We start from the raw sequence: 1,436 nt of genomic DNA, 5'->3' as shown, positions 1-1,436 counted from the left end.
CTGCAGGCGCCACCCGGCGGCTCCTGGCGGACAAGGCCTATGATGCGGACAGTCTCAGGAACTGGCTCCGGTCCCGGCGAACGACGGCCGTCATTCCATCAAGCCAGGCGCGCCGCATCCCGTACCCGCTCGACCGCAAGGCCTACAGAAGACGCAACGTCATCGAACGCCTTTTCTGCAGGCTGAAAAACTGGCGGCGGATCGCGACAAGATACGATCGGCTGGCGCAAAACTTCCTGTCAGCCATCGCTCTTGTCGCTGTCGTTAGCGAGTGGACCTGATTGAGGCCCCAACCTAAGGTACGGGGGCAACGTCAGCGCGAGCACCGCCGTCCCCACGGCCTGCCAATGGCCTGTTCCCCGCGTTATGACTCGCTCGTGACTCATATGCAGAAAGTACGGGCCAACCAATCAGCTAAGTACATGAATTTGTTGGCGCGACCGACACGATTCGAACGTGCGCCCTTTGCCTTCGGAGGGCTCCAGACCTATCCTCAAGTGATTGAAATCACCGGATACTGTCATGGCAGGCCTGCCAATATATCTATCAATGTTCCCGTTATGTCCAGCTGCCTCCGTGCAATTGCACCTGGAGAAGTGCCTATCGCTACAGGTCCGCTGTCCAAGATTCGACTCTCTCCCGCCCAATCTGTATGTTCATGGTTTGCTTCCAATCGAGCCCCGGATATGATCAAGGTCTCCCACCAAAGCCTTTCGGCCCGCAATCAGGGGCCGGGCTTCCCGGCCTTGCTCCCTTCCGCCGCCGCTTCGGCCAGCTTCGGATCAGTGGTCACGACGGCTCGGCCCCCAGGTAGCGCCGCGACTTGGGCAACCTTGGCAGCGGCGGTGCTGACGCGCCATTGCCAGATGATGCAGGCCACCGTGACAATCTGGTTGGCGAGGACGCCCCAAGCTGGCTCATCCATCCAGCCCGAAGCCGCCAGCAGCGGCCCCAACCCAATCAGCGCCTGCCGGATCGGCAAAGCGCACGCTCTCCTGCTCCACGCTTCCACCCGTTGCCAAAATCGCATCAGCCTTGGCCAACCAGAGCGACAGCCAGAGATCCCGCCGGCAGGCGCGGCCCCAATCGCCGATCGTATGTTGAGCCTCGGTAGAGGTGACGCCAATCTCGGGGATGATTTCGCGCTTAAGGTCGCCGTCGACAAAGCGGGCGATGGTCTGGGCGTCATAGCCGGTTGATTGGAGGAGGACGCCCAGCATCGCCTTGATCGGCGCTGCGATATGCGGAGCCACAAACCCCTGCTCCGCGTAGAGGATACGCGCCACGGAGCTCTTGCCGACCCCGGCGTATCCCACAGCATGGCTGATCCAAAAATGGTCACCGGCGTGACCTTGATGCGCGTGGCCGGGCTGGGCTTCAATACCGGGATTGAACAGCGGTCAGTCTGGGTGTACCCGCTAGGACTGATCGACATT

The 1,436-nt window shown here is 61.4% G+C and carries 3 protein-coding genes; 1 reads left to right on the top strand and 2 read right to left on the bottom strand.

Annotated features, from left to right (window positions below):
• Positions 1-281, top strand: a 281-nt coding sequence (locus ACERNI_RS17770; RefSeq protein ID WP_448834563.1) for a transposase, incomplete at its 5' end; no start/stop codon positions are given.
• A 443-nt stretch (positions 282-724) separates the two neighbouring features.
• On the opposite strand, the gene ACERNI_RS17765 is transcribed toward ACERNI_RS17770, so the two are convergent.
• Positions 725-925: a hypothetical protein gene (locus tag ACERNI_RS17765; protein ID WP_448834562.1), complete on the bottom strand. Its 201-nt coding sequence runs from the start codon at positions 923-925 to the stop codon at positions 725-727.
• The gene (locus tag ACERNI_RS17760) at positions 918-1,286 is read right to left on the bottom strand and encodes a hypothetical protein (protein ID WP_448834561.1); all 369 of its coding nucleotides are present in this window, start codon (positions 1,284-1,286) and stop codon (positions 918-920) included. Before ACERNI_RS17760 ends, ACERNI_RS17765 begins: the two co-directional genes overlap by 8 nt.
• Positions 1,287-1,436 lie beyond the last annotated feature (150 nt).

It is taken from the genome of Camelimonas sp. ID_303_24 (genome assembly GCF_053543495.1).
The sequence above is the reverse complement of the archived record's forward strand: the minus strand, read 5'-3'. Positions and strand labels throughout refer to the sequence as shown.

Coding starts and splice junctions, on each gene's coding strand:
- ACERNI_RS17765 (WP_448834562.1), bottom strand. CDS start 925: ATGGATGAGCCAGCTTGGGGCGTCCTCGCCAACCAGATTGTCACGGTG.